Below are 21,286 nucleotides of genomic sequence, written 5' to 3' on the forward strand. Positions count from 1 at the left end.
AACAAAAGAAAAAGCACGCTTATAAGCGCACCATAAGAGTGCTTCTTCATACAATTCTCATGTAAAAGTTCTCGAAAATCATGTTAATCACAAAGAAAAGGCATTAGCTTATACAAGCTAATGCCTTTTCTTTATTCATATTGTTCAGCGTTCCATTCTTCTATATTCCACACTTTTGTTATCCATGCTTCATAAAAAGAAGGTTCATGTGATACAAGTAAAACGGTTCCTTTATATCGTTGTAGCGCTTCCTGCAACGCCTTCTTTGTTTCTATATCCAAATGATTAGTTGGTTCATCTAAAATTAAAACATTGCTTTTCGTTACGATAAGTTCGCATAAACGTACTTTCGTTTGTTCTCCGCCGCTTAATAAACAAATAGGTTTTAATACGTGTTCTTCTTTTAATCCACACTTTGCTAACGCTTGGCGCACTTCTTTCTTTGTCATATCTGGTCGCTCTGCCCAAACTTTCTCTAACGGTGTTGTTCCTGAAGCAAACTCTTCCTGGGCAAAATACGCAGGATTTACTCGTTCTCCAACAGAAATGGAACCACTTAGCGGCTTTATTTGACCTAATAAAGTTTTTAACATCGTCGTTTTTCCAATTCCATTATGACCAACAATCGCTATCTTTTCTCCTTTTTTCACTTGTAAATTCAACTCTGGACATAACGGATTACTATAACCTATCCTTAGTTTCTCAGCTTGCAATATACGACTCACCGGCTCCTCATAAACATTGAAATCAAAACGGGATCGAGGTACAGGATGAATCTTTTCAATCCTTTGCATTTTCTCCAATACTTTCTCTCGACTTTTAGCCTGTTTCGCTTTACGAATTTTATTTTTTTGAATAAATGTTTCTAACTGAGAGATTTCCTTTTGTTGTTTCACATACGCCGATTGTAATTGTTTCTTTTGCACTTGATAACTTTGTACAAACTTTTCATAGTTTCCTACGTATCGCTTCACTTTCCCTCCTTCTAGATGAAAAATAACATTTGTAATACTGTTCAAAAATAATTCGTCATGTGAAATGATTACATAAGCTTTTTCATATAGTCTCAAATACGATTGCAACCATTCTATATGGGCTGTGTCTAAATAATTTGTTGGTTCATCTAGTAATAAAACATCAGCTTTTTCTAAAAGAAGCTTCCCAAGTAATAACTTTGTTCGCTGTCCCCCACTTAACTTCGATACATCCTTTTTTAACCCTATTTCAAATAAACCTAAACCGATTGCTACTTCTTCAACTTCTGTATGAATGTGATAGAAATTAGAGCTTTCCAATATAGTTTGTAATTCTCCATACTTTACTAACAGTTTTTCTACTTCTCCTGCTCCATTCATTTCTTCAGCAATTTTTAACATCTCACATTCAATCGCATACAAATCAGCAAATGCACTTTGCAAGTATCCCTCAATTGTCATCCCTTCTTGTAAATCTATATGCTGCTGTAAAAAACCTACCTTCATATGAGGAAACCATTCAATATCCCCCTCATCATGTATAAGTTCTCCTGTTAAAATCTTTAACAATGTTGATTTTCCGATTCCATTTTCCCCTACTAACCCAACATGCTCGCCCTTCAATAATCGAAAACATGCATTATATAAAATGGTTTTCTCACCGTACGAATGACTTACATTTTCTACTGTTAATATACTCATTATTTTCTCTCCTTTACTTATGGTTCATAAGCTAAATAGAGAGAGCAACAGTATAAAGCCTTATTTAATTGTACATATAAAAAATGGGTAAGGTGAATACACCTTACCCATTACATATTATCGTAAAAAAGGATTAAGGTTCTTTACCTGCTGTCTTCAATTTAGCTTAATCGATAAAAATGGGCAGACTTCTCCCTTATCAAGCTAAAACCATTTGAAGAACAGTTGATAAAGTCATTTTATCCTTTCACTCCTTTAACATTCGTTATATTAAGAGTATAAACTACTCTTTTATATTCTATTCTCTATTGTTCTTTTTGTTCCTTCTCCGTTTTATCGTTCTCTGCATAAATTTCTTTATACATCTTTTCTAATGCATATGGACTTGTAAAGATAATTGTTAACGATTTCCACATATAAATTCTTCTTTGTAATTCTATCCCATACTCTTTACTCACTATATTTTTCACTTCTGGGATATGATCTTCAGTTTGAAATTGTTGCACAGACTTCAATTCATTCGTTTTAAAATCTGTTAAAAATCCTATTACACTTCGCCCATGTTCCTGTGACCTTTCTTCTAAATCAAACTGAATCGAATGAATGAAACCTAAAACGTGAAAGATTTGAGCATGCAACCCGACAGCAGCACGCTGTTCCATTAAGTTGTAGCACTCTCGTTTTAACTCTTCTACCATTTCTAAAAAATTTCTATTAACTTTCATTTTGCCAACAAACATAATTTTTACAATATGAGCGACTGCCCCCATACCTTTTAATACACTCTCTAGAATTTCTACCGCGTCTTCTACATAACCATTTAAAATTATTGAATGAATAAATTCATCTAATACCGCTTGAAACTTTTTAATTAAATGTAAATCACGTAATTCCGGAACATCTTTTCTCAATTGATCCCGGCCTTGAACCCACTTTAAAATTTCTGTCATTTCTTCTTCGTTTAATTCATGATGTTCCATACCATACTTCATTAATAAAATATGATTTTTTAATAAAGATTTTCCTTCTTCGAGATTATCTGCTGTTAATTCATCCACTATTTGCTCTATAGATTTCATCTTTCTCCCCCTATATAAAAAAGCCTCTTAACAGTAATTATACTAAAAACTGTTAAAAGACTTTTTCTATTTTTTCATATAAGGTGCTAATACTCTCAAAATTTCTTCCTTATCCTTCTTTAACTCAAGTGATGTTAACATATCCATCGTTCTCGGCCTAGGTAATTTCACTTGTACCTCACCAACTATTGATGCTGGTCTTTGAGATAAAATAAATACGCGATCCGAAAGCAAGATTGCCTCATCTAAGTCGTGTGTAACCATAACGATTGTTTGCTTCTCTTGGTGCCAAGAGTTTAAAAGCCAGCTATGTACTTCCATTTTTGTAAAAGCATCTAATTTACCAAAAGGCTCATCAAGTAACATAATTGGCTTTTCACATAAATATGTGCGCAGAAAACTAATTCTTTGACGCATACCACCAGACAATTCATCTGGATAATGATCTGCATATTCATCTAGTTCAAACTGCTTTAATGCTTCCATTCCTTCTGTCAGCCTTTGTTTTTTTGGCTTTCCTTCAATTTCTAACGGAAGAACGATATTTTGCAAAGCTGATCGCCACGGTAGTAATAAATCCTGCTGCGGCATATAACTTACAACATCTTGCTCTTGTATTTGCTTATCGTTATACGTTACATTTCCACTTGTTGGATTTTCAACATTTGCAATCATATTTAATAGTGTACTTTTCCCGCAACCACTCGGTCCTACAAAAGAAACGAACTCTCCCTCTCGTATAGAAGCACTAATATTTGCTAATACATTCTTTCCATCGAAAGATTTCACAATATCTTTTATTTGTAATCCACTCATTTTTCACTTGGAAGGAACTCATTTGTAAAGGCATCTTTCACATCAATTTTCTTCTTAATAACTTTGTTATCATATAAGAAATTCATGTAATTCGTCCAAACTTCTTCCTTCTGTACTCCCCACGCTTTTGCATCATCTTGATACTTCGTACTTAACCATTTTTGACTTTCTTGTACTAACTCTTTATTTACATCTGGAACAGCCTTAATTAAAATATCAGCAGCTTCTTTTGGTTCTTTAATTGCAAAATTATACCCCTCTGTCGTTGCACTCATAAACTTTTTCACAAAGTCTTTATCTTGCTTCGTATGTTTTTCACTCGTAATAATAACAGGACTATAGAAATCAAGCGCTGGGTCTAAGTCTTTCACCATAATCGTATTTAACTCTTTTCCTTGGCGCTTCGCTTCAATTCCATCCCATCCGTAATAAATCCATTCAAAGTCTGCATCACGACCAATTGATTTAAAGAAATCTGTTTGTCCTAAGATAATTTTTTCAACTTTATTAAAATCAGCTTGATGTTTCTCCATAATTGTCTTTAATGTAGCTTCTTCTGCTGGTCCTCCCCAGCCTCCATAACGTTTACCTTCAAAATCTTTCGGTGAAATCATGTTATCTTTCTTAAGCGATGCAAAAGCTGAAGTGTTATGCTGAATAATCGCTCCTACCGATACAACGGGAATACCTTCCACACGAGCCAATGTTACATTTTCTTGTGCACTTATTGCGAAGTCAGCTTTTCCTGAAGCTATCATTTGCTCCGCTGTCACATTATCACCAGGCTGAATAATTTCTACATCTAAGCCTTGCTTTTTATAATAATCTTTCGCTTGCGCTACATATAAGCCAGTATGATTCGTATTCGGAAACCAATCTAATACGACTTTTACTTTTTGATCTTTACTTACACTTTCTTCTTTCTTCGCCGGATTACATCCAGCCACACTTACCGCTAATAAGGCAGCCAACATAACTTTTAAACCTTTTTTCATTTCCTGCCGTCCTTTCTATATATCCATGGTGCTGTTATTCTTGCCATAAACTCTACGATAAAATACAGACATAATGTCACCATAACAATAATTGCTGCAACACCAAATACTCGGGCTGTTAAAAAGGATTTCGTAGCCCTTGTAAGCATAACTCCTAATCCTTCACTGGCACCGAGCCATTCTCCAATAATCGCTCCCATTACGCTATATGTAACTGCAATTTTCAAACCGGAGAAAAAGTATGGAAGCACTGCTGGAAACTTTACTTTCTGGTAAACTTGCCATTTCGTTGCCTTCATCGTTTGCAACAACTTCAACATATTTTTATCTACCGTTTGAAAACCTTCTAAAATGCTAAGCGCAATCGGGAAGAAACAAACGAGTATGACTACCATTACTTTCGGTAGCATTCCATATCCAAACCAAATAATAAATAACGGTGCAAGTACAACGATTGGAATCGTTTGTGAAATAACAAGCAACGGATTTATTAAAATACGAAATAAAGGGATAACGTCCATAAGAATTGCAATGCTTGTTCCAATTAAAATCGCAAAGAAAAGTCCAATTATAACCTCCTGCAACGTCTGCAGCGTATTCGGTAATAGTAAATCTTTCATTCCAATTAATTCTTGAACAATGGCAGAAGGCTTCGGTAAAATCCACGGTTCAATTTTAAATAATGAAACAGATCCTTCCCATATCACAATGAGAAGGATAAGCCAAATTGCTGTAATTATTTTAGATTGCTTCTGGTTTTGCATATTCATCACGGTACTTCCAAACTTTTTCATCTATCGTTACACCAGTGCTTGGACGATAATGGATTTTAATAGAAGTAATCACTTCTTCTGCTCCAGCATCCACACAAGCTTGTTGTGCACGTTTAATGATATCAAGAAGTACATCTAATTCTCCTTCCAGCGTTGTTTCCATTGCCCCTACTTCATAACGAACTCCCGATTGTTGTACAACCTCAATTGCTTTATCAACAACAGAATACACATCTTTGTTCTTTGCCTGTGGTACTACTGAAAACGAAATTGTAACTTGTTGTGACATAGTAAAATCCCCCTTATGAAATTAAATTTTAAAACAAGAAAAGGCTTTCCTACTACGTAGGAAAGCCTTGTATGCAAGTTATTATAGAATAACATATGCTACATCACTTTAAGTAACTCCCTACGCTGGCATTATCCAGATCAGGTTGAGGGTCGATGTTTGCTCACATCCTCTCAGCCAATTGGCTCCCCGGTCCTTAATTCGTTTTCATTGTAGCATGATTTATTTTATTGAACAAACAAAAGCATGTATAATCATTTCATTTAACTTTTGAATTCCCCAATTAACTCTTGTAGCTCCTGTGAGAGCCAGCTTAAAGAACTGGCTAATTCAGCAATATCCTGTACAGACATTTCCTGTTCTTTCATACTTTCTTCAACATTACTACTACTATTCGCATACTTATTTGCAATAATTGATAGTTCATTTACAACACGAACAATATTTTGGCTATTTTGCAATATATTATTTGAATTGCTAGAAACAACTCCAACTTGATTGGTAACAGTTTGTGCTGATTTCGAAATTTTTTCAAAGAAAGCACCACTACTTTCAACAAGTTTCATTCCAGACTCTACTTCTTTTGAGGTTTTTTGCATTGAAACAACAGCTTCTTCCGTTCCGGCTTGTGTTTCCCCTATTAATTTTGCTATATCTTTTGCTGATGCTTCCGTCTGCTCTGCTAATTTACGCACTTCATCAGCAACAACAGCAAATCCCTCTCCAGTTTCCTCAGCACGTGAAGCTTCAATAGTAGCATGTAAAGCTAGCGAATTCGCTTGATTTGAAATACTTGTAATTACAGTTACAATATCACTAATTTCTTTTGATCTTACTTCCAAAGAATAAATGATAGAAGATAAATCTTGTACTGCATTTTGTATTATGTTCATTTGATTCATCGTCTGGTCAATAATACCATTTCCTTTTTCTGAATGATGCTTTGTACCTTCAGACTCTTTCGTCATTTGTTTTGCAATATTATTTATCTCTTCCATCCTATCTTCCATTTCATATACAATATCTAAATACTTTGGTACTGACGTTTCTTGCAATTGAACGCCAGCCCTTAACTCAACTATAGAACTTACGATTCCTTGGACTGCCATGCTATTTTCTTTCGTACTCACTGACAATTCTTGTGAAGATGAGGAAACCTGTTCTGCCGTCTGCTTCACTTTATCTATAATTCCTTTAAACTTCTCGATGGTATTATTAAAATACGCATTAATAATACCAATATCATCTGGTCTTTCCTCTAATTTAATACTTAAATCACCTTCACCAACTCTGCGCAATCCTTCACGTAAATCCCGCAATGGAGCAAGTGCGTTACGTACGATTAAGAATTGAATAACAGTTGCAATTAAAACAGAAATACAAATAAACATTAAACCTTGTATAATGAACTTTTCCTTTGTAATAGGAACAATAGAAGCATCTACATCGGCTGCAACAATTGCCACAATATTTCCGTCTCCATCTTTAATTGGCTCTAATATCGTTACCCATGATCCTAATAGATCTTCATATACTACTGTCATATTTGCCTTTTTCGTGCTCATTACCTTATCGTATGCTTTCATCCAAAGATCTGGTTGTTTATAATATTCTCCCGGCCTTACTTCAACAACATTTGCTAACTCTGTAGACAAATCGACGATTAGTAACTCACCTTTTTCGTTTTCTTTTGCTCCAACAATATAGATTTGTCCAACGCTATTCAATTCTTCCGTTGCTTCATCTAATTTCTCTGTTAACTTCTCTCTCTTTTCTCTTTGTGCCACTGGATCCTTTGTAACATCTCTCACTATTTCTTCGTCTAATTTATGTAATACCGTATCTCCTGTTTCAAAAGAATGCCTTTCAAATATAGACATCATGCTATTTTGAAACATGTTAAAACTTAACGCTCCCATAGTACCAACAAGCGTCAAAATAACTAGCACAGTTAACAATACATTCTTTTGAAGAAATGATAGCTTGTGCCAATATTTTTTCATCAACATCACCTTTCTTAATTAACTTAATATAAAGGAAAACTATTAAAATAGAAACCTTATCAACAGCTGATAAGGTTTCTCATTTATTCGCAAATAAAAAAAAGACCAATGAAAAAGCATTGGTCAAGACCAACCCTATCCGTCCGGTAACTGGCTAGCGTAGCCTTTCGGCCTTAGCTCCTGTAGTTTTGCGTCCTAATGTTTCCACCAGTTTGCCTTTCTCGCTGAACGAGTTGAACGATATGGGAGTTCTATGAGAATTACATTATTCTCTATCAAAGATTACAACATAAAAATTAAAATGTCCACCTATTTAGAGATGCAAATGCAAAGTTTTAATGTATTATTTTTTCGAAATAATTTAACAAAGTACGTGAATGTTACATTTCTTGTGTTATATAATAAAAAATGTATATAATACAAGGATTGTTTTGAGTATTTATTTTAATTTTCATTTAAATTAAATTATTCAAATATATCTTAACTAATGAATTTCGGAGGTAGTTTATCATGTTTTGGCTACAATTTCTTACGTTACTACTCTGCATTTTTATTGGCGCACGCCTAGGCGGAGTTGGTCTAGGGGTAATGGGTGGCGTTGGTATGGCAATACTTGTTTTCGTCTTCCACTTACAACCTACAGCTCCTCCTATTGATGTAATGCTTATGATTTTAGCTGTAATTACAGCTGCTGGTGCACTCCAAGCCGCTGGAGGAATGGACTACCTTGTTCATCTGGCTGAGAAAGCATTACGAAAAAATCCAAAACGCATTACATTCTTTGCTCCAATTGTTACTTATTTATTTACACTTTGTGCAGGAACTGGTCACGTTGCTTATTCTGTACTTCCTGTTATCGCAGAAGTCTCTCGCGAATCTGGGATTAGACCAGAACGACCAATGTCAATCGCCGTAATTGCTTCCCAACAAGCAATTACAGCTAGTCCTATCTCAGCTGCAACAGTTGCACTTTTAGCAATGTTAGCTGACTATAAAATCACCTTATTAGATATTTTAAAAGTAAGTATCCCTTCTACTTTCATCGCTTGTATGGTAGCTGCATTTGTTGCTAGCAAAATGGGGAAAGAATTAAATGAAGACCCTGAGTACTTAAAACGATTAAAAGAAGGAATGATCCCTAAGATTGAAGAGAAAAAAGAATTTGTTGGTGTAAAAGGCGCTAAATTATCAGTTATCCTTTTCCTAGTAGGAACTTTTCTTGTCGTACTTCTCGGTTCATTTGAAGCACTTCGTCCAGGATGGATAGTTGATGGGAAGTTAGCCCGTCTTTCCATGCCAAACACAATTGAAATGGTTATGTTAACGATTGCAGCTCTTATTATTATTTTCTGTAAACCAAATGTAGAAAGCATCGTGTCTGGTAACGTCTTTAAAGCAGGGGCAACAGCAGTTGTTGCTATTTTCGGGATCGCTTGGATGGGAGATACTTTCTTTAACGGAAACTTAAATATGATTCAAGGATCCATTCAGCACCTAGTAACAAGTGCACCATGGCTATTTGCCATCGCATTATTCATTCTATCTATTTTACTATATAGCCAAGCTGCAACAGTACGCGCTTTAATGCCCCTTGGATTATCACTCGGTATTCCACCAGCACTACTAATCGCGATGTTCCCTGCAGTAAATGGATACTTCTTCATTCCAAACTACGGAACAATCGTTGCTGCCATTAACTTTGATCGTACTGGTACAACTGGCATTGGTAAATATGTTTTAAATCATAGCTTTATGATTCCAGGCCTAATCGCAACATTCACTTCTATCGGAATTGGAATGCTCTTAATATCAATTATGTTTTAAAGAAAAAGCACAAACCCAAAGTTTTAAAGGGTTTGTGCTTTTTTAATCAAACGTTTGTTTAAATATTTTTAACTGTCCATTCTTCCATTATGTTCTTTACTATTTTTGTGAAGTTTCTTTTTCCTACAAACTCTTATTTACTTCCTCAACTAACTTCTTCGTACTTTCATACGCAGATTCCGCTAAACTAATCGCAGAAATAACAGAAATACCGTCCGCACCTGCTTCTATAACCGAAGCGGTATTTTCAATTGAAATGCCACCTATCCCGACAATCGGTATTGTAATTCCTTGTTCTCTAAAATGAGCTAAACCTTTCGTTCCTTGCACCGCTTTCGTATCTTTTTTCGTACTCGTTGGGAAAATAGGGCCAACACCTAAATAATCCGCTCCATTTTCAATTGCCCAGTGTGCTTCTTCAATTGTATGTGTAGATACACCAACAATTTTATCCCCCATTTTTTCACGAACAGAAGTAATTCCTTCATCATCTTGTCCAACATGCACGCCATCTGCATCTAACTCGAGAGCTAATTCCACATCATCATTTACGATGAATGGTACACCATACTCCTTACAAATTACTTGTAGTTCTTTTGCGAAACAAATACGTTTCTCTCCCGTTAAAGCGCCTTCCCCCTTTTCACGAAATTGAAAAATTGTTATACCGCCTTCAAGTGCATCTCTCAATATTTGTAGTGGATCCTTCGTACAATTGTTACTTCCCATAATAAAATATACGGATAACAACCTAGACATTTCTGCCTTTGAAATACGCGACATTTATTTTCCCTCCTTACTATATAACCTCAATCTTCCCATACTTCTCTATATCACCCGAAGTGGTATTCGCTAACTGATTTAAAAATTCAATTTGGAAACTACCAGGTCCTTTTTCTACTGTCTTAGCAGCTGCTAGTTCCGCGGCTACACCATAAAACGTTAATGCCGCTACCGCTGCCTTTACATAATCCTTTTCTACCGCTACAAATGCTCCTATTACAGAAGTTAGCAAACAACCAGTTCCCGTAACTTTCGTTAAAATAGAGTGACCATTTTGAATAACAATCGTTCGCTCTCCATCTGTAACAACATCTTCTTCTCCAGTAATTACTGCAACTGTATTCAATTCATCCGCTGCCTGCTTTGCAATACTTACGACATTACCATTTCCAGCACCAGCGTCTACCCCTTTAATTTCCCATCTCTCATTAATAACGTTCGCTATTTCAGCTGCATTTCCGCGAATAATTGCTAATTCGATTTCAGCCGGAATATGTCTCGCAACTTCTGTTCGATACGACGTTGCTCCTGCGCCAACTGGATCAAACAGTACTGGTACATTGTTCACATTTGCTGATTTACCAGCAAGTAACATCGCTTCTACTTCTTCAGGACGAAGCGTCCCCATATTTAATACTAACGCTCCAGCAATGCTAGCCATTTCTGCCACTTCTTCTTTTGCATACGCCATTACAGGCGATGCCCCTAACGCTAACAAACCGTTAGCTGTAAAATTTGTTACAACAACATTTGTAATATTATGAACGAGCGGATTAGATTCTCTCACCAAATCCACTACTTTACTAATTTCTTTCATATTCATCCTTCTCATCTCCTAACTATAGTTATGGGAGATACACAAAAAGGCACTTTGCGCGTACGCAAAGTGCCTGAACATGTGCTTTTACACTCTCCCTACGCTGGCATTATCCAACAGGTTCAAATGGTCAATGACGGACTAGTCATACTCTCAGTTTGTATCCACAAACTCCCATGTGTTTAGTATTCTTCTACTTCAAAGTCTACTCTTATTCTAGTAAAATAACAAGTTCTTTACTTTTCTATTTAATATAGAAGCAACTAATAAAACAATACGCATAATAACTATCTATTTCTCACAGTCTCATCATGGTGCATATTATGTTCTGTCACGATCATTCACTTTCAAACAGATGTTATCCCATTAAAAAACGTTCAAATCTGGAGCGAAACTGAATCTCAAGAAGATGTATGCTATAGTTAACGTATGGAAATTTGAAAGGATGTTTTAAATATGTCAAAAAGCGTTGTAATCGCTGAAAAGCCTTCCGTTGCACGAGATATTGCACGTGTACTTAAGTGTGATAAAAAAGGAAATGGCTACCTTGAAGGTAGTAAATATATTGTAACTTGGGCTTTAGGTCATCTTGTTACATTAGCAGATCCAGAAAGCTATGATGTGAAATATAAAAAGTGGAATTTAGAAGATTTACCTATGCTACCTGAGCGTTTGAAATTAACTGTTATTAAACAAACAGGGAAACAATTTAATGCTGTAAAAAGTCAGCTACTTAGAAAAGATGTAAATGAAATTATTGTAGCAACAGACGCTGGGCGTGAAGGAGAATTAGTCGCTCGTTGGATTATTGATAAGGTTCGAATTAACAAACCAATTAAACGTCTATGGATTTCATCTGTTACTGATAAAGCAATTAAAGATGGTTTCGCAAATTTAAAACCAGGTAAAGCATATGACAATTTATACGCTTCAGCAGTTGCACGTTCAGAAGCTGACTGGTATATCGGTCTTAACGCGACTCGCGCTTTAACAACTCGCTTTAATGCCCAGCTGAATTGCGGCCGTGTGCAAACACCTACTGTCGCTATGATTGCTAATCGCGAAGATGAAATAAAGAACTTCAAAGCTCAAACTTACTACGGCATTGAAGCTCAAACAACAAATCAATTAAAACTAACGTGGCAAGATGCAAATGGCAATAGCCGCAGTTTTAATAAAGAAAAAATTGATGGTATTGTAAAAGGTTTAGATAAACATAATGCTACTGTTATGGAAATTGATAAAAAACAGAAGAAATCATTCTCTCCTGGTCTTTACGATTTAACTGAATTACAACGTGATGCCAATAAAAAGTTCGGTTACTCTGCGAAAGAAACATTAAACATTATGCAGAAATTGTATGAACAACATAAAGTGCTAACATACCCTCGTACAGATTCACGCTATATTTCATCTGATATCGTTGGAACACTTCCAGAACGTCTAAAAGCATGCGGTGTTGGAGAGTACCGTTCCTTAGCACATAAAGTATTACAAAAGCCTATCAAGGCTAATAAATCATTTGTTGATGATAGTAAAGTAAGTGATCATCACGCAATTATTCCGACAGAAGGATACGTTAACTTCTCCGCCTTCACAGATAAAGAACGTAAAATTTATGATTTAGTTGTAAAACGTTTCTTAGCTGTTTTATTCCCGGCATTCGAATACGAACAACTAACATTACGCACAAAAGTCGGCCATGAAACGTTCATTGCACGCGGTAAAACAATTTTACATGCCGGTTGGAAGGAAGTATATGAAAATCGCTTTGAAGATGATGATGTAACTGATGACGTAAAAGAGCAGATTCTACCTCACATTGAAAAGGGCGATACATTAACTGTAAAGTTACTTATGCAAACATCAGGCCAAACGAAAGCACCTGCACGCTTTAATGAAGCAACTTTACTTTCAGCAATGGAGAATCCTACAAAATATATGGATACGCAAAATAAACAACTTGCTGATACGTTAAAATCGACTGGTGGATTAGGTACTGTAGCAACGCGTGCTGATATTATTGACAAGCTATTCAATTCGTTCTTAATTGAAAAACGCGGTAAAGATATTCACATTACATCAAAAGGCCGTCAGTTACTTGATTTAGTACCAGAAGAGTTAAAATCACCTACATTAACTGGTGAGTGGGAACAAAAGCTAGAGGCAATTGCAAAGGGTAAACTGAAAAAAGAAGTATTCATTTCCGAAATGAAAAACTATACGAAAGAAATTGTTTCTGAAATTAAATCGAGTGATAAAAAATATAAACATGACAATATTTCAACAAAGTCTTGTCCAGATTGCGGTAAACCAATGCTAGAGGTAAACGGCAAAAAAGGAAAGATGCTCGTTTGCCAAGACCGTGAATGTGGTCATCGTAAAAATGTATCTCGTACAACAAACGCTCGTTGTCCGCAATGTAAGAAAAAATTAGAATTACGTGGTGAAGGTGCTGGACAAATCTTCGCATGTAAATGTGGCTATCGCGAGAAATTATCGACATTCCAAGAGAGACGTAAAAAGGAATCTGGAAACAAAGCTGATAAGCGCGACGTTCAAAAATATATGAAACAGCAGAAAAAAGAAGAAGAACCATTAAATAACCCATTCGCAGAAGCATTAAAAAAATTAAAATTTGATTAAATAAAAAAGGTTCCTACCTCTATCGGTAGGAACCTTTTATTATTAATGAATAATTTTACTTCCTTTTGCATTCTCAACAAATTTTTCACTTGATTTGTTAATTGGTGTTTTCAATAATAACGCAGCAACAATCATAACTACTACGAAAGCACTTAACACAAGTAAATCTCGCGTTACGATATCCCAAAGCATTCCGCCTACTGTTTCACGAATTGCACTAATTGCGTATGTGAACGGTAAGAACGGATAAATTGCTTGGAAGAACGCTGGTGTCATTTGAATTGGGAATGTTCCGCCCGATCCTGCTACTTGCAGTACAAGTAAAATAATCGCCATCGATTTCCCAACGTTTCCGAAAATAGAAACGAGTGAGTATACGATACAAACGAAGACTCCACCAATAAATAAACTAAATAATACAAACCAGAACTTATCGACTACGTACGTACCGAGTAAGAATATATCTCCCATTGATACGATAAACGCTTGTGAAAGACCTATCGTTAAGAATGTTAATAAACGTCCGAAGTAAATTTCATGGCTCTTATAATTCGCGCCTTCTTCGTGTACTTCTACTGTTAATAATGAAACCATTAATAATGCGCCTACCCATAATGCAAGCACTGTATAGAATGGTGACATCGCTGAACCGTAGTTTGGCATCGCAAATAACTTATTCTCTTTTAAATTGACTGGATTCGCGAAGTAATCACTTTGCTTCTCAACATCGTTTTTCAATAAGCGTATGATATCTTTTAAATCCTCTTCAGATTCAAAATCACGAATTTTATCTGCCAATTCTTTAATCTTTTTCTCAGTAGCTGGCATTTCAGCTTTAATATCTGCTAATTTCTTTTTACCATCTACTAAGCCTTTTGATGAATCTTCTAGTATTTTTTTAACATCCGGAAGCTTTTTGTCTACTTCTTTTAAAATTTGAGATGTGTTTTTAGACATCTCTTTCGTACGAGCAATAGCCGCATTGAAATTTGGAGTGATTTCTGAATCATATTTAGCTAAAATGTCACCAATTTGACCCGAAACGCTCTTAGATACTTCATTAATACTCTCAATAACATCTGCCGCTGGTTTTTGACCTTTATTAATAGCGTCAATTCCTTTATCTGTTAAATCGATTCCTTTTTGAAAACCATCTTTTACTTTATTCAATTTAGAAATCATGTTGTTCATGTTCTTATCACTATTTGCATCTGCTAAAACTTTATTCGCATTTTCCATAACGGGAATCATATCGTTAACTAAATTTCGCCCCGCTTTGAACTGCCCATTTAAATCATTTAAAGCTACTTTTGTCGAATCTAGTCCGTTGACACCTTTATTATTTAAGTCTTCTCTCGCTTTTCCAAGCTCCGTTTTTAATCTGCTGTAATCATTTACAGCCTTATCATATTTTTCTCTACCATTGTCTAATATCTGATTAGTTTTGTTTATTTCTTGATTTAAATTCTGTTGCGCATTTCCAACCTTATCTTTTAATTGTTCAGCCGTACTTACCGCTTTTTCAAAATCTGCTACGAACGTTGCATTATAATCTGCCTCCGCTTGGTTTACCAAATTATTTATTGCATCTAACTTTTTATTAGTAGCATCCCTTACATCTTGTTTCACTTCTTGCCCTGTACCTATAATATTAGCGATATCTTTAACGCCGCCATTTGCATTTTCTATAGCTGATTTAAGATTCGTTAATTTATCTATTCGTTTTTGGAAGAAGTCTTTTCCAGAATCAGTTGGTGCAGATTCTTTAAATTTAGTAAAGACATCAATTAAATATGAAACACTATCCACACGACCTTGAAGATTCTCAGAAACCTTATTAAGATCTTGTTTCGCTTTTTCCGGGTCAAAATTACCATTTTGTAACCCGTTTATAACTCCTTGTGCATAAGTTGTTCCAACACGTATTGAGCCGAATACATTATTTACAGTTTGATCAATATTTTTAGCAATATCTTTATACAATTGACCATTCACCTGCGGTAGTTCTGGTATCTGTGGAATAGTTATATCAGGCAACACCGGGAATGTAGCCGGATCTGGAAGCACCAGATTGAAATCAACAGATGGATTTTTTAAGAAATCCGTAATCGCCGCCGCACCATTCAAACCTGTTTGCATTGCAATTAGATTATTCTTAATAGTTCCCGGAGCACGATTCAATGTTTCATCATTTCTCGCAAAGAACGCATCTAAACTCTTAAGTGTATCCTGCCCATCATTAATAACACTCTCTACAACCGGCAATTCTTTCTGCGCTACTTTCACAACATCCTCTGCTCGAGTCGCATCATCTAACGCCTTATCCATAAGTGTATTCATTTCTGGGAACTGCGCTTCTAGTTTAAATACAAGATCTTTTACTTTCTCGATACTTGGTAAGTTTGTTTCTAAATCGATTCCAAGGTCATTGAAGATTTTAAAAATCTCACCGTTCGCTGTTTTAACAAAGTTTTTACTAATTTCTTCTGTAATACCTGATGCACCTTTTGCTGTAATTTTCGGTGCAATCGCATTTACCTTTTCATTTACATAGTAATCAAGTTCTGGTTTCTGTGGATTTTCATCCAGAACAGTTGCAATCTTTTCAGAGAAATCTTTTGGGATTGTAATGCTTGCATAGTAATCCCCGCGTTCAACTCCGTAAATTGCTTGTTTTTCATCTACAAATTTCCAGCCAAGATTTTTATTTTTCTTCAGAGAATCTACAATCTCGTTCCCGATATTGATATCTTTTCCTCTTAAATTAGAGCCTGCATCTTGGTTAGAAACTGCAATGGGAACTTCTTTTGTATTTCCGTATGGATCCCAGGAAGCTTTAATGTTAAACCATGCATATAACGATGGTAAAATCATTAACCCTACAACAATAACAATTGCAGCCCAATGTTTCGCTACATTCCGTAAATCTGTCTTATAAATACGCCAAATTTGTTTCATAGAAGTTATCACCTAATTATATATTTTTCCTTCTTTAGAAAATGATACATACATTTTGCAATTATATCACTTTCTACATCGTGGATTAACCAAAAACGAACTATTTTTTCCCATTAACTTTGACTTACTACATTATATAACGAAGTCAGTCAAAGTATGAATACAAAATGACCAAATCGGTTTTACATTCAATAATAACAAATATATAGGAAATGTCATAAAAAATACAAGTATTTTCTCTTGGAAATACTTGTATTCCTAAAAAAAACCTCACAGCTTTTTATCATCTGTGAGGATTTCTTCTATTATATATCTACTTGTACTTCTACACCGAAATGATCTGAAATTACATTTCGGTTTGTACCATTAAAAATAACTTTTGAAGAACGAACTTTTTCACTTCGGTTACACAATATTAGATCGATTCGCAAATTATGTTTATTTTCATCCCAACCAGCAATCTCACCTTGAACAGTTGTTCCTTCATCCTTCTCTATCGCTAGTTCATATGTGTCGTGCAAACCTTTTTGCATCATATATTCATAACCCTCCCCTTGCAAACGAGCGTTATTATTAAAATCACCCATTAAGAAGGAAAGTTCATTGCTATCTACACGCTCCATCAAACGATTCACTTGATCTTTAAATGATTCTTCTTCATCATCCCACCAACCGAGGTGGCAAGAGTAAAACGTGATGTTCTTACCATTATAAACAATTGTTGCACTTACAATTTTGCGTGTTTTCCAATACGTTGTATCCTTATTTTCTGAAATAAAGAACGTATCTTCTTTTACAACATTATGCTTCGTTATAATCGCTAATCCTTCTTCATACACATCATAACCAATATGAGAGAAATCCCAAGTAATATTGTAATCTTTTACATGTAACGCTTTTAACTCTTCTAATAGTAAAAGTCCAAAATTATCTTCTTTCTTGTTACCGCATACATTTTTAGCCCCTATCGACTGACTTACTTCTTGCAATGCGATGACATCGTACTCTTCTTCTTGAATGACTTTAGCAAGATATTTTATCTTTTCTATTTGATTTTCTTCTTGCCAAGAGTGACAGTTTAAAGTTAGCAATTTCATATTATTACGCACCTAACATATCTTGAATGTCTGACTTTAATACGTCAGCTTTCGGACCATATACAGCTTGTACACCTTTATCTTTTACGATAAGTCCTAAAGCACCATTTTGTTTCCACTGTGCTTCTGGTGCAACAATATCTAAATCTTTTACTGTTACACGTAAACGTGTCATACAAGCGTCTACGTCAGCAATATTTTCTTTTCCACCTAATAAATCAATAACCTTTGTTGCTAATGAACCATCTTGTACATTTCCTGTTCCTTCTGATGACTCATCTTCGTTATCAATATAGTTACCTGCACGTCCTGGTGTTGGTAAGTTGAACTTTTTAATTAAGAAATTGAATAGTGTAAAGTTCAGACCGAAGAATACTAATGAAACGATAACGAAATTGATTAAATCTCTAGTTAGTCCTGCATTCACCATCATCGGTGTACGAGTGATTAGCTCAATAAATCCGAATGCGTGAACACGTAAGTTAATTAAGTCTGCTAATGCGAATGCAAGTCCTGTTGTAATTGCATATACAACATATAATACTGGAGCAATAAACATGAACATGAATTCAATTGGTTCTGTTACACCTGTTAAGAATACTGCTAACGCTGCTGATAAGAACATTGGTTTATATTTTGCGCGTTTTTCTTTATCAACATTACGGAACATTGCGAATGCAATACCCATTAACGCTGCTGATGAACCGATAACTTGTCCAGCTTTGAAACGAGCTGGTACAACATTATTTAGTAGATCGTTATATGCTTTTGTATCTCCATTTGCTAATAAGTTATTTAAATCTGTAATCCATGCAAGCCATAAAGGATCTTGTCCTGCTACAACTTGTCCAATTTTTGAGCCAGTTAACATCGTATATGTTCCGCCCAGCTCTGTGTAGTTCATCGGAATCGTTAACATATGGTGTAAACCGAATGGTAATAGTAAACGCTCTAACGTTCCATATACAAATGGTGCAACAACTGGTGCACTATCTTTTGAAGCTGCAATCCAGCGACCAAATTCATTTAATCCACTTTGAATGAATGGCCATAAAAGTGATAATACAATTGCAGTTACTGTAGACCAAACAATTACAACGAATGGTACGAATCGTTTTCCGTTAAAGAATGCTAATGCCTGTGGCAATTTGTTATAGTTATAATATTTGTTATATAAAGTAGCTCCTAAGAAACCTGTGATAATCCCTACGAAAACTCCCATGTTTAATGCTGGTGCACCAAGTACAGAAGTAAAGTAATCTTTTACAATTAAATCTCCTGCTAATACTGAAGAAACTTTCGCTTTTGAATCCGCTAACATTTCAGCGTTTACGCCAAATATAGCTCCTGTAATTCTATTCGTTAAGACAAATGCTAATAGCGCTGCAAATGCACCACCTGCGCGATCCTTTGCCCAAGATCCCCCAATTGCTACCGCGAATAAAATGTGCAGATTTGTAATAATTGCCCAACCGATGTCTTCCATTACGCGAGCGATCGTATGAACTGCGTTAATATCCCCAGCAGACATCCCAATTAACTTACCGATAGAAATCATTAAACCAGCTGCTGGCATTACAGCTACAACAACTAATAACGCTTTCCCGAACTTTTGCCAAAAATCAAAAGACGTAATTTTCATCTGTTCTTCCTCCCCTTTATTTATAACAACATAATGATTTAAATTATAATTTCTATTCCCTTTATGAAAACGATTCCTCATTTTAATTTGTTTTTATCCCTTTACGCAACCGTTTTCATAAATCTATTTTAATAAAAGCGTTTTCACTTTGCAATAGAAATTTATTTTTTTTCATAAAAAAAGATGCTCTAAGAGCATCCTTTTTTATTATGAAATACGATAAACCCTTGTTTCATAAGGCTTTAACGTGATTGTAGTTACTTGTTCATGTTCCGCAACTTCATAGTTATTTAAAAGCAAACGTTTGCGTTCTAGTCCGAATGACTCCTCATTATATACAGCTTCCTCTTTTGAGATATTACTAATTACAATGATTTTTTCATCGTTTAAAGTACGAGTATATGCATAAATTTGCGGATCATCTTCTAAAATTAAATCGTACGTACCGTAATTCAGTACATCGTGCTCTTTTTTCAAGGCAATCATTTTCTTATAGAAATTGAAAATAGAGTTCTCTTCATTCTTTTGCTTTTCAACATTAATTTCTTTGTAGTTTGGATTCATCCCAAACCAAGTTGTACCTGTTGTGAAGCCAGCATTCATCTCATCGTTCCACTGCATAGGTGTACGTGAATTATCGCGGCAAGACGCCCATATAATTTCCATCATATCTTGATGTGATACGCCCTCTGCAATTTTCTCGCGATATAAATTTTTAATTGCTACATCATCGTAATCTTCAATATTTGGGAACTGAACATTTGTCATCCCAATTTCTTGTCCTTGGTAAATGAATGGTGTACCATGCATAAAGAAATACATTGCCCCTAGAGCTGTTGCACTTTCACGCCAATATTGTTTATCATCTCCCCAAGTTGAAACGATACGTGGCTTATCGTGATTCTCAATATATAAAGCATTCCATCCTTTATTTTCTAGACCTTTTTGCCATTTCGTTAATACTTTTTTCAACCCTACAACATCAAGATCTTTCTTCTTTTCTGCATCCCATAAGCTTAAATGTTCGAATTGGAATACCATATTGAACTTACCTTGTTCTTCTCCAACCCAAAGCTCAGCATCTTCAATCTTAACACCATTCGCTTCACCGACAGTCATAATATCGTACTTAGAAAATGTATTTTCTTTTAACTCTTCTAATAAAGGTTGAATACCATCCACATTCATATGTTTATCAAAAGATGGTACATACTTTAGTTCTTTTGGATTTGGCATATCTTTAAAGCCATCTTCTTTTTTAATATGGCTGATCGCATCCACACGGAAACCATCAATTCCTTTATCAAGCCACCAATTAACTGTATCGTATAACACTTCGCGAACTTCTTTATTCTCCCAGTTTAAATCTGGTTGTTTACGTGAGAATAAGTGTAAATAATATTGTCCTGTTACTTCATCGTATTCCCATGCCGAACCATTAAAAATACTTTCCCAGTTGTTTGGTTCCGCACCATCTTTACCATCATGCCAAATATACCAATCACGCTTCGGATTGTCTTTAGATGAACGAGACTCAATAAACCATGGATGTTCATCACTTGTATGATTAATAACTAAATCAATAATAAGCTTCATATCACGCTTATGAACTTCATCTAGTAAAGCATCAAAGTCTTCCATCGTACCAAACTCATCCATAATATCTTGATAATCACTAATGTCATAACCATTATCATCATTAGGTGACTTATACATTGGACAAATCCAAATTACATCTATACCTAAATCTTTTAAATAATCCAGTTTTGCAATAATACCTTGTAAATCCCCAATACCATCACCATTTGAATCCATAAAGCTACGTGGATAAATTTGATAAGCAACCGCTTCTTTCCACCATGTTTTATTCATAGTCATTCTCTCCTTT

General features: G+C 35.3%; 15 protein-coding genes and 3 riboswitches. Of the genes, 2 read left to right on the plus strand and 13 right to left on the minus strand.

The features are described 5' to 3' along the window. Positions 1 to 131 precede the first annotated feature (131 nt). The 7 genes from MR079_RS16935 to MR079_RS16965 all read right to left on the minus strand — a co-directional run bounded on the left by MR079_RS16935 (position 132) and on the right by MR079_RS16965 (position 7,631). Complete coding sequence (locus MR079_RS16935) at positions 132 to 1,676, minus strand: ABC-F family ATP-binding cassette domain-containing protein (RefSeq protein ID WP_242294339.1); 1,545 nt, start codon at positions 1,674 to 1,676, stop codon at positions 132 to 134. A 305-nt stretch (positions 1,677 to 1,981) separates the two neighbouring features. Then, positions 1,982 to 2,755 (minus strand): hypothetical protein, encoded by a 774-nt coding sequence (locus MR079_RS16940; RefSeq protein WP_242294340.1) that lies wholly within the window; start codon positions 2,753 to 2,755, stop codon positions 1,982 to 1,984. 66 nt (positions 2,756 to 2,821) lie between these two features. Beyond that, positions 2,822 to 3,571 carry an ABC transporter ATP-binding protein gene (locus tag MR079_RS16945; protein ID WP_139869482.1) on the minus strand — a complete coding sequence of 250 codons (750 nt, stop codon included), beginning with the start codon at positions 3,569 to 3,571 and terminating at the stop codon, positions 2,822 to 2,824. Further along, entirely contained in the window at positions 3,568 to 4,566 is a 999-nt protein-coding gene (locus MR079_RS16950) for an ABC transporter substrate-binding protein (RefSeq protein WP_139869481.1), read from the minus strand. The genes MR079_RS16945 and MR079_RS16950 overlap by 4 nt, the downstream gene beginning before the upstream one ends. Next, positions 4,563 to 5,336: an ABC transporter permease gene (locus tag MR079_RS16955; protein ID WP_139869480.1), complete on the minus strand. Its 774-nt coding sequence runs from the start codon at positions 5,334 to 5,336 to the stop codon at positions 4,563 to 4,565. Before MR079_RS16955 ends, MR079_RS16950 begins: the two co-directional genes overlap by 4 nt. Next, positions 5,308 to 5,628: an MTH1187 family thiamine-binding protein gene (locus MR079_RS16960; protein ID WP_000082897.1), complete on the minus strand. Its 321-nt coding sequence runs from the start codon at positions 5,626 to 5,628 to the stop codon at positions 5,308 to 5,310. The genes MR079_RS16955 and MR079_RS16960 overlap by 29 nt, the downstream gene beginning before the upstream one ends. A 100-nt stretch (positions 5,629 to 5,728) precedes the next feature. Further along, a riboswitch (TPP riboswitch) is annotated at positions 5,729 to 5,830 on the minus strand. Between the two features lie 61 nt (positions 5,831 to 5,891). After that, positions 5,892 to 7,631: a methyl-accepting chemotaxis protein gene (locus MR079_RS16965; RefSeq protein WP_242294341.1), complete on the minus strand. Its 1,740-nt coding sequence runs from the start codon at positions 7,629 to 7,631 to the stop codon at positions 5,892 to 5,894. A 142-nt stretch (positions 7,632 to 7,773) separates the two neighbouring features. Continuing rightward, positions 7,774 to 7,858, minus strand: a riboswitch (cyclic di-GMP riboswitch). A gap of 283 nt (positions 7,859 to 8,141) precedes the next feature. On the opposite strand from MR079_RS16965, the gene MR079_RS16970 reads away from it, so the two are divergent. Then, positions 8,142 to 9,455: an anaerobic C4-dicarboxylate transporter family protein gene (locus MR079_RS16970; protein ID WP_000498715.1), complete on the plus strand. Its 1,314-nt coding sequence runs from the start codon at positions 8,142 to 8,144 to the stop codon at positions 9,453 to 9,455. 123 nt (positions 9,456 to 9,578) lie between these two features. Here MR079_RS16970 and thiE read toward each other — a convergent pair whose 3' ends face one another. Further along, entirely contained in the window at positions 9,579 to 10,238 is a 660-nt protein-coding gene (gene thiE / locus MR079_RS16975) for a thiamine phosphate synthase (RefSeq protein WP_139869478.1), read from the minus strand. A gap of 16 nt (positions 10,239 to 10,254) precedes the next feature. Continuing rightward, a complete protein-coding gene (gene thiM / locus MR079_RS16980) occupies positions 10,255 to 11,070 on the minus strand; it encodes a hydroxyethylthiazole kinase (protein ID WP_338134337.1) in 816 nt (271 codons plus the stop codon). Between the two features lie 63 nt (positions 11,071 to 11,133). Beyond that, a riboswitch (TPP riboswitch) is annotated at positions 11,134 to 11,243 on the minus strand. 268 nt (positions 11,244 to 11,511) lie between these two features. On the opposite strand from thiM, the gene topB reads away from it, so the two are divergent. Further along, complete coding sequence (topB, locus tag MR079_RS16985) at positions 11,512 to 13,701, plus strand: DNA topoisomerase III (protein ID WP_139869476.1); 2,190 nt, start codon at positions 11,512 to 11,514, stop codon at positions 13,699 to 13,701. A gap of 42 nt (positions 13,702 to 13,743) precedes the next feature. Here the strand turns inward: topB and MR079_RS16990 are convergent, their stop codons facing one another. The 4 genes from MR079_RS16990 to MR079_RS17005 all read right to left on the minus strand — a co-directional run bounded on the left by MR079_RS16990 (position 13,744) and on the right by MR079_RS17005 (position 21,270). Then, positions 13,744 to 16,659 (minus strand): YhgE/Pip domain-containing protein, encoded by a 2,916-nt coding sequence (locus MR079_RS16990; RefSeq protein WP_242294342.1) that lies wholly within the window; start codon positions 16,657 to 16,659, stop codon positions 13,744 to 13,746. 305 nt (positions 16,660 to 16,964) lie between these two features. Then, on the minus strand, positions 16,965 to 17,756 hold the full coding sequence (locus MR079_RS16995; RefSeq protein ID WP_139869474.1) for an endonuclease/exonuclease/phosphatase family protein: 792 nt from the start codon (positions 17,754 to 17,756) through the stop codon (positions 16,965 to 16,967). Positions 17,757 to 17,760: 4 nt separating this feature from the next. Further along, on the minus strand, positions 17,761 to 19,398 hold the full coding sequence (locus MR079_RS17000; protein WP_113760207.1) for a PTS transporter subunit IIBC: 1,638 nt from the start codon (positions 19,396 to 19,398) through the stop codon (positions 17,761 to 17,763). Positions 19,399 to 19,605: 207 nt separating this feature from the next. Beyond that, positions 19,606 to 21,270 (minus strand): glycoside hydrolase family 13 protein, encoded by a 1,665-nt coding sequence (locus MR079_RS17005; RefSeq protein ID WP_139869473.1) that lies wholly within the window; start codon positions 21,268 to 21,270, stop codon positions 19,606 to 19,608. Positions 21,271 to 21,286 lie beyond the last annotated feature (16 nt).

Source organism: Bacillus cereus group sp. BfR-BA-01381 (assembly GCF_022663555.1).
Lineage (GTDB): Bacteria > Bacillota > Bacilli > Bacillales > Bacillaceae_G > Bacillus_A > Bacillus_A pacificus.